Here is a 5,586-nt window from a genome sequence, read left to right on the forward strand (position 1 = left end):
GGGTGACATCACCTGCACCTGCCCGGTGGAGAGCGACGCCAGCAGCGCCGCTGAGGTGGTGGTGGAAACGCTGGCGGCCGAGGTGAGCGAGCGCGGTGCCACGCGCATGGACGACAAGACCTCGGACGCCTCGATGGAAAAGCGCAAGAAGGACGGGTATTTCTGATGAGCGGCGAATCCGCACTCCGATTCATCACCTGCGGCAGCGTCGACGACGGCAAGAGCACGCTGATCGGGCGCCTGCTGGTGGACAGCAAGGCCGTGCTGCAGGACCAGCTGGCCAGTGTCTCCCGCTCGGGGGAAACTGACCTGTCCCTGCTCACCGACGGCCTGTCGGCCGAGCGCGAGCAAGGCATCACCATCGACGTGGCTTACCGCTACTTCAACACCGAGACCCGCAAGTTCATCATCGGCGATGCGCCCGGCCACGAGCAGTACACCCGCAACATGGTGACCGCCGCCTCGGCCGCCGACGCCGCCGTGGTGCTGGTCGACGCGACCAAGCTGGACTGGAAGGACGCCGGCCTGAAGCTGCTGCCGCAGACCCGCCGCCACTCGCTGCTGCTCAAGCTGTTGCGCGTGCCCTCGGTGGTGTTTGCCGTGAACAAGCTCGACGCGGTGGCCGACAGCGCGCTGGCCTTCGCCCACATCAGCGGTGCGCTCGCCGCGTTTGCCGCCGACGCCGGCATCGCCGTCACCGCCACCGTGCCCGTGTCCGCCCTCAAGGGCTGGAACGTGGTGGACGGGGCGGCAGACGCCGGCTGGTGCGGCTACAACGGCCCCACACTGCTGGCCATCCTGGAACAGCTGCCCGTGACCTCGGCCGATACCGGCCTTCCCTTTGCTTTCCCGGTGCAATGGGTCGAGAAGTTCTCGTCCTCGTCCGACACCAGCCAGGGCCGCCGCGTGTTCTGGGGCCGTGTCGCCACCGGCACCGTGCAGCCCGGTCAGCAGGTCAAGGTCATGCCCAGCGGCCAGACCGCTACCGTGGCCCAGGTGCTCAACCACGTGCGCAACCCGCAACCCGTGCCCGCCGGCCACAGCGCCGGCATCGTGCTCGACCGCGAGGTCGATGTCTCGCGCGGCGACTGGTTGCTGGCCGTCGACGAACAGGGCCAGTCCCTGGAAGCCAGCCGCGAGATTCGCGCCACCGTGGCCTGGATGGACGACGAAACCCTGGTCGCCGGCCGCGTCTACTGGGCGCTGCACGGCCACCGCTGGGTCAAGACCAAGGTCAAGCGCATCGTGCACAAGCTCGATATCCACACCCTGGCCGAAGAAGACGCCACCCAGCTCGAACCCAACGCCATCGGCCACATCGAACTGGCGCTGCAGGAGCCGCTGGCCACCGCGCCGTTCGCGCAATCGCGCGCCCTCGGCTCGCTGGTGCTGGTCGACACCGCCAGCCACAAGACATCCGGCGCTCTGTTGGTCAGCTGAGAACGGCTGGCGCCGTTTAATCTGTGTCAAGGCCAAGGGCATGGCCATGCCCTACCCTTGCGCACCCTCTAAAATCTGCGGTTTGATCGATTTTTCTCCCATACCATGACCCACGTCGTCACCGAATCCTGCATCCGCTGCAAATACACCGATTGCGTTGATGTCTGCCCAGTGGACTGCTTCCGCGAAGGCCCCAACTTCCTGACCATCGATCCGGACGAGTGCATCGACTGCGCGGTCTGCATCCCCGAGTGCCCGGTCAGCGCCATCTTTGCAGAAGAAGACTTGCCCAAGGACCAGGTGCACATGACCGCGCTCAATGCCGAGCTGGCCCAGTTGCCCAACTGGAAGAGCATCACCAAGCGCAAGGACCCGCTGCCCGACCACGAGCAGTGGAAAGACCGCACCGGTAAGCTGTCCGAACTGATCCGCTGAACATGGCACCGCGGCCAGGCGACGTGGCGTCTTCGGCCACGTCGGCCATCGCTGCCGATGCCGTGGTCATCGGCGCAGGCCCCGTGGGCCTGTTCCAGGTGTTCGAACTGGGCCTGCTCGACATCCGCGCCCACGTCATCGACGCTTTGCCCCATGTCGGCGGTCAGCCGGTCGAGCTTTACCCCGACAAACCCATCTACGACATCCCCGGTCTGCCAGTCTGCACAGGCCAGGCCCTGGCCGATGCCTTGCTGCGCCAGAGCGCGCCGTTCGCTCCCCAGTTCCATCTGGGCCAGACGGTCACCGAACTGCACCCGCAAGCAGACGGCCGATGGCTGCTGGGCACTTCAGCCGGTACCCGCTTCCTGAGCAAGACCGTGTTCATCGCGGCGGGCGTGGGCGCCTTCGAGCCGCGCCGCCTCAAAGTCGCCGGCATCGAAGCCCACGAAGGGCAACAACTGCGCTACCACCTGGGAGCGCCATCGGCCTACGCCGGACAGGATGTGCTCATCCTTGGCGACACCGACAGCGCCATCGAAGCCGCCCTGAAGCTCTCGGAACAGGGACCACACCGGGCCAACAGCCTGACCCTGGTGCACCGCCGCGACAGCTTCAAAGCAGAGCCCGAACGTGTGGCCTTGATGCGCGAGCGCTGTGCGACGGGCGCGATGCGCTTCGTCGCCGGTCAGATCACCGGCCACGACACCGAACACAGCCATCTTCGCGCCGTGCACATCGCGTTGCCCGATGGCAGCACACAGGTGGTGCCGCTGGACACCCTGCTCGTGCTCCAGGGTCTGTCACCGCAGTTGGGGCCGCTGGCGGGTTGGGGCATGGCCATGGAACGCAAGCAACTGGTGGTCAACACCGAGAACTTTGCCACCACCGCGCCCGGCATCTTCGCCGTGGGCGACATCAACACCTACCCCGGCAAACGCAAGCTGCTGGTCTGCGGTTTCCACGAGTGCACCCTGGCCGCCTTTGGCGCAGCCCCCATCGTGCACCCGGAACGGCCGGTGCTGCTGCAGTACACCACCAGCAGCACGCACCTGCACCAGGCATTGGGCGTCCTGTCGCCGCAGCCCACCACCGGGCGCAACTAATTTTGAAAAATTTACTCGCGATTTCGAAAATCGGAAAAATCACACTATAATTTGAGGCTGTTCCCTGATAGCTCAGTCGGTAGAGCGACGGACTGTTAATCCGCAGGTCCCTGGTTCGAGTCCAGGTCGGGGAGCCAAAACAAAACCGCAAAGGCCTTCTTCGGAAGGCCTTTGTCGTTTCTGCCGCCGTCACATCCCACCATGCCCTTGTTTGCTCACAAAGCCGGCTTCTGGCTGGCCTTGCTGGTCCTCACCACGCTGTCGCTGATGCCCACCGGCATGCTGCCGCCGCAGGTGTTCAGCTTGTGGGACAAGGCGCAACACGCGATCGGTTTTGGCGGCCTCACACTGCTGGGCCTGCTTGCATTTCCCAACCGGCGGATGCTGCTGCCCTTGCTGCTGCTGGCGCACGGCGGCCTGATAGAAGTGGCGCAGGCTGCCACAGGATGGCGCCACGGCGAGTGGCTGGACCTATTGGCCGACGCGGTGGGCATCGCCGTGGTGACGGCATGGTGGTGGACCACCACCATGCGCGCAATGCGCCCGCACTGAGCGTCGCAACGCAGCTGCCCTAACGGGCAGCACACGCGGTTGGGCTGATCGCACAATAGCGGCATGACACAGTCGCCACCCACCCGCGCACTGCCCTGGCTGGAGCCCGGACAGGCCTTCCCTCCGGTCGAATCGGCCTGGGGAGCCAACGATCCCGCACCGGGTCTTCTGGCAGCTGGTGGCGTGCTGGACGTGCCGACCCTGGTGGCCGCCTACTCCGCAGGCATCTTTCCCTGGTACAGCACCGGTCAGCCGGTGCTGTGGTGGAGCACCGACCCGCGCATGGTCTTGCAGCCAGCCAACTTCCGGCTGCACCGTTCACTGCGCAAGACACTTCAGGCCTTGCTGCGCGCCGGACGTCTGGAGGTGCGCATGGACCACGACTTCGAGCGTGTGATCCGCGCTTGCGCCCATGCACCGCGCGAGGGCCAGAGCGGCACCTGGATCCTGCCGTCCATGGTGCAGGCCTACAGGCAGCTGCACCACGCAGGGTTCGCGCACAGCGTGGAAACGTGGATCGATGGCGAACTGGCGGGCGGCCTGTACTGCGTGAACCTGGGTGGCATGGTCTTCGGGGAGTCGATGTTCAGCCGTCGCAGCGATGCGTCCAAGATCGCGCTGGCCGGCCTGGTGGCCTTTGCGCTGGCACACGACCTCCCCTTGATCGACTGCCAGCAGGAGACCGCGCACCTAGCGTCGATGGGCGCCCGCCCCATGCCGCGCCATGCGTTTTGCAAGCAACTGCGGCCGGCGCTGCCATACACCGCTCCGGCGAGGCATTACAAGCCCGTATACTGCAATCGGCTTCTTCCCAACGGTGCAACCCCCGCGTGACCCATCCGAAGGAACTCCCGCTCTCGTCGCTGCAGTTCTATGCGACGGCGCCCTACCCCTGCAGCTACCTGCCGGGGAAGATGGCGCGCTCGCAGGTCGCCACGCCCAGCCACCTGATCCACAACGACGCGTACTCCGACCTGGTGACGAGCGGCTTTCGCCGCAGCGGCATGTTCACCTACCGGCCGTACTGCGACGGCTGCCACGCCTGCGTGCCGTTGCGCGTGCTCAGCGAGAAATTCCAGCCGGACCGCAGCCAGCGCCGGGCCTGGGCCAAGCACCGCGACCTGCAGGCGCGTGTCCTCAAGCTGTGCTTCGTGCCGGAGCACTACCACCTCTACCTGCGCTACCAGACCGGGCGCCACGCCGGCGGCGGCATGGACCACGACAGCGTCGACCAGTACACGCAGTTCCTGCTGCAAAGCCGGGTGAACTCGCGGCTGGTGGAGTTTCGCGACACGCTCGCCGACGGTTCGGCCGGCGCGCTGCGGATGGTGTCCATCCTGGACGTGCTCAGCGACGGCATCTCCGCGGTCTACACCTTCTACGAGCCGACCGCATCGGGGAGCTACGGCACCTACAGCGTGCTGTGGCAGATCGACCAGGCCAGGCGACTGGGCCTGCCGCATGTCTATCTCGGGTACTGGATCGCCGAGAGTCCGAAGATGAACTACAAGTCGCGCTACCTGCCGCACGAGGTGCTGGTGAATGGGCGCTGGCAGGCCGGCTGAGCGGCACCCGGGCCTTGCAACGTGAATCGGGCTTGACCGGTGTCAAACCCGCCGGTGGCTGAGCCCGTAATTTCATTAGGTAAAATGGCGGTTCACTCTTTGTGAGCTGTCATGAGAAAAAACGACACGGGCGCCCCGGCGACGCCCACCATCCAGGTGATCCAGCGGATGTTCTCGCTGATCGACGTCCTGGCGTCTCGTGAGGAGGCGGTCTCGCTCAAGGAGATCAGTGAGAAAACCGGCCTCCATCCCTCCACCACCCACCGCATCCTGAACGACCTGGCCACCGGCCGCTTCGTCGACCGCCCCGAGGCCGGCAGCTACCGCCTGGGCATGCGCCTGCTGGAGCTGGGCAACCTGGTCAAGGGGCGCCTGAGCGTGCGCGATGCGGCCTTGGCACCAATGCGCGAGCTGCACAAGATGATCCAGCAGCCGGTCAACCTGAGCATGCGGCAAGGCGACGAGATCGTCTACATCGAGCGCGCCTACAG

At 65.9% G+C, this 5,586-nt stretch carries 7 protein-coding genes, 1 tRNA gene and 1 pseudogene; all 9 read left to right on the forward strand.

All coding sequences use genetic code 11. The annotated features are described in order from the left end of the window. A pseudogene (locus ACR2JA_RS06755) lies at window positions 1–166 on the forward strand (sulfate adenylyltransferase subunit CysD); the annotation flags it as partial. Further along, window positions 166–1,440 (forward strand): sulfate adenylyltransferase subunit 1, encoded by a 1,275-nt coding sequence (locus ACR2JA_RS06760; RefSeq protein ID WP_434008337.1) that lies wholly within the window; start codon window positions 166–168, stop codon window positions 1,438–1,440. The pseudogene ACR2JA_RS06755 and the gene ACR2JA_RS06760, both read left to right, overlap by 1 nt. 105 nt (window positions 1,441–1,545) lie before the next feature. Further along, window positions 1,546–1,875, forward strand: coding sequence for a ferredoxin FdxA (gene fdxA, locus ACR2JA_RS06765; protein ID WP_434008338.1), 330 nt, complete (start codon window positions 1,546–1,548; stop codon window positions 1,873–1,875). A gap of 2 nt (window positions 1,876–1,877) precedes the next feature. Then, a complete protein-coding gene (locus ACR2JA_RS06770) occupies window positions 1,878–2,978 on the forward strand; it encodes an NAD(P)/FAD-dependent oxidoreductase (protein WP_434008339.1) in 1,101 nt (366 codons plus the stop codon). Window positions 2,979–3,039: 61 nt separating this feature from the next. Further along, window positions 3,040–3,115, forward strand: a tRNA-Asn gene (locus ACR2JA_RS06775). A 64-nt stretch (window positions 3,116–3,179) separates the two neighbouring features. Then, entirely contained in the window at window positions 3,180–3,530 is a 351-nt protein-coding gene (locus ACR2JA_RS06780; protein WP_434008340.1) for a VanZ family protein, read from the forward strand. A gap of 63 nt (window positions 3,531–3,593) precedes the next feature. Beyond that, window positions 3,594–4,364: a leucyl/phenylalanyl-tRNA--protein transferase gene (gene aat / locus ACR2JA_RS06785; protein WP_434008341.1), complete on the forward strand. Its 771-nt coding sequence runs from the start codon at window positions 3,594–3,596 to the stop codon at window positions 4,362–4,364. Next, complete coding sequence (locus ACR2JA_RS06790; protein WP_434008342.1) at window positions 4,361–5,095, forward strand: arginyltransferase; 735 nt, start codon at window positions 4,361–4,363, stop codon at window positions 5,093–5,095. The genes aat and ACR2JA_RS06790 overlap by 4 nt, the downstream gene beginning before the upstream one ends. A 111-nt stretch (window positions 5,096–5,206) precedes the next feature. Further along, window positions 5,207–5,586 (forward strand): IclR family transcriptional regulator (locus ACR2JA_RS06795; RefSeq protein WP_434008343.1); only part of this gene is annotated, 380 nt, incomplete at its 3' end.

It is taken from the genome of Hydrogenophaga sp., from assembly GCF_051007235.1.
GTDB lineage: Bacteria > Pseudomonadota > Gammaproteobacteria > Burkholderiales > Burkholderiaceae_C > Hydrogenophaga.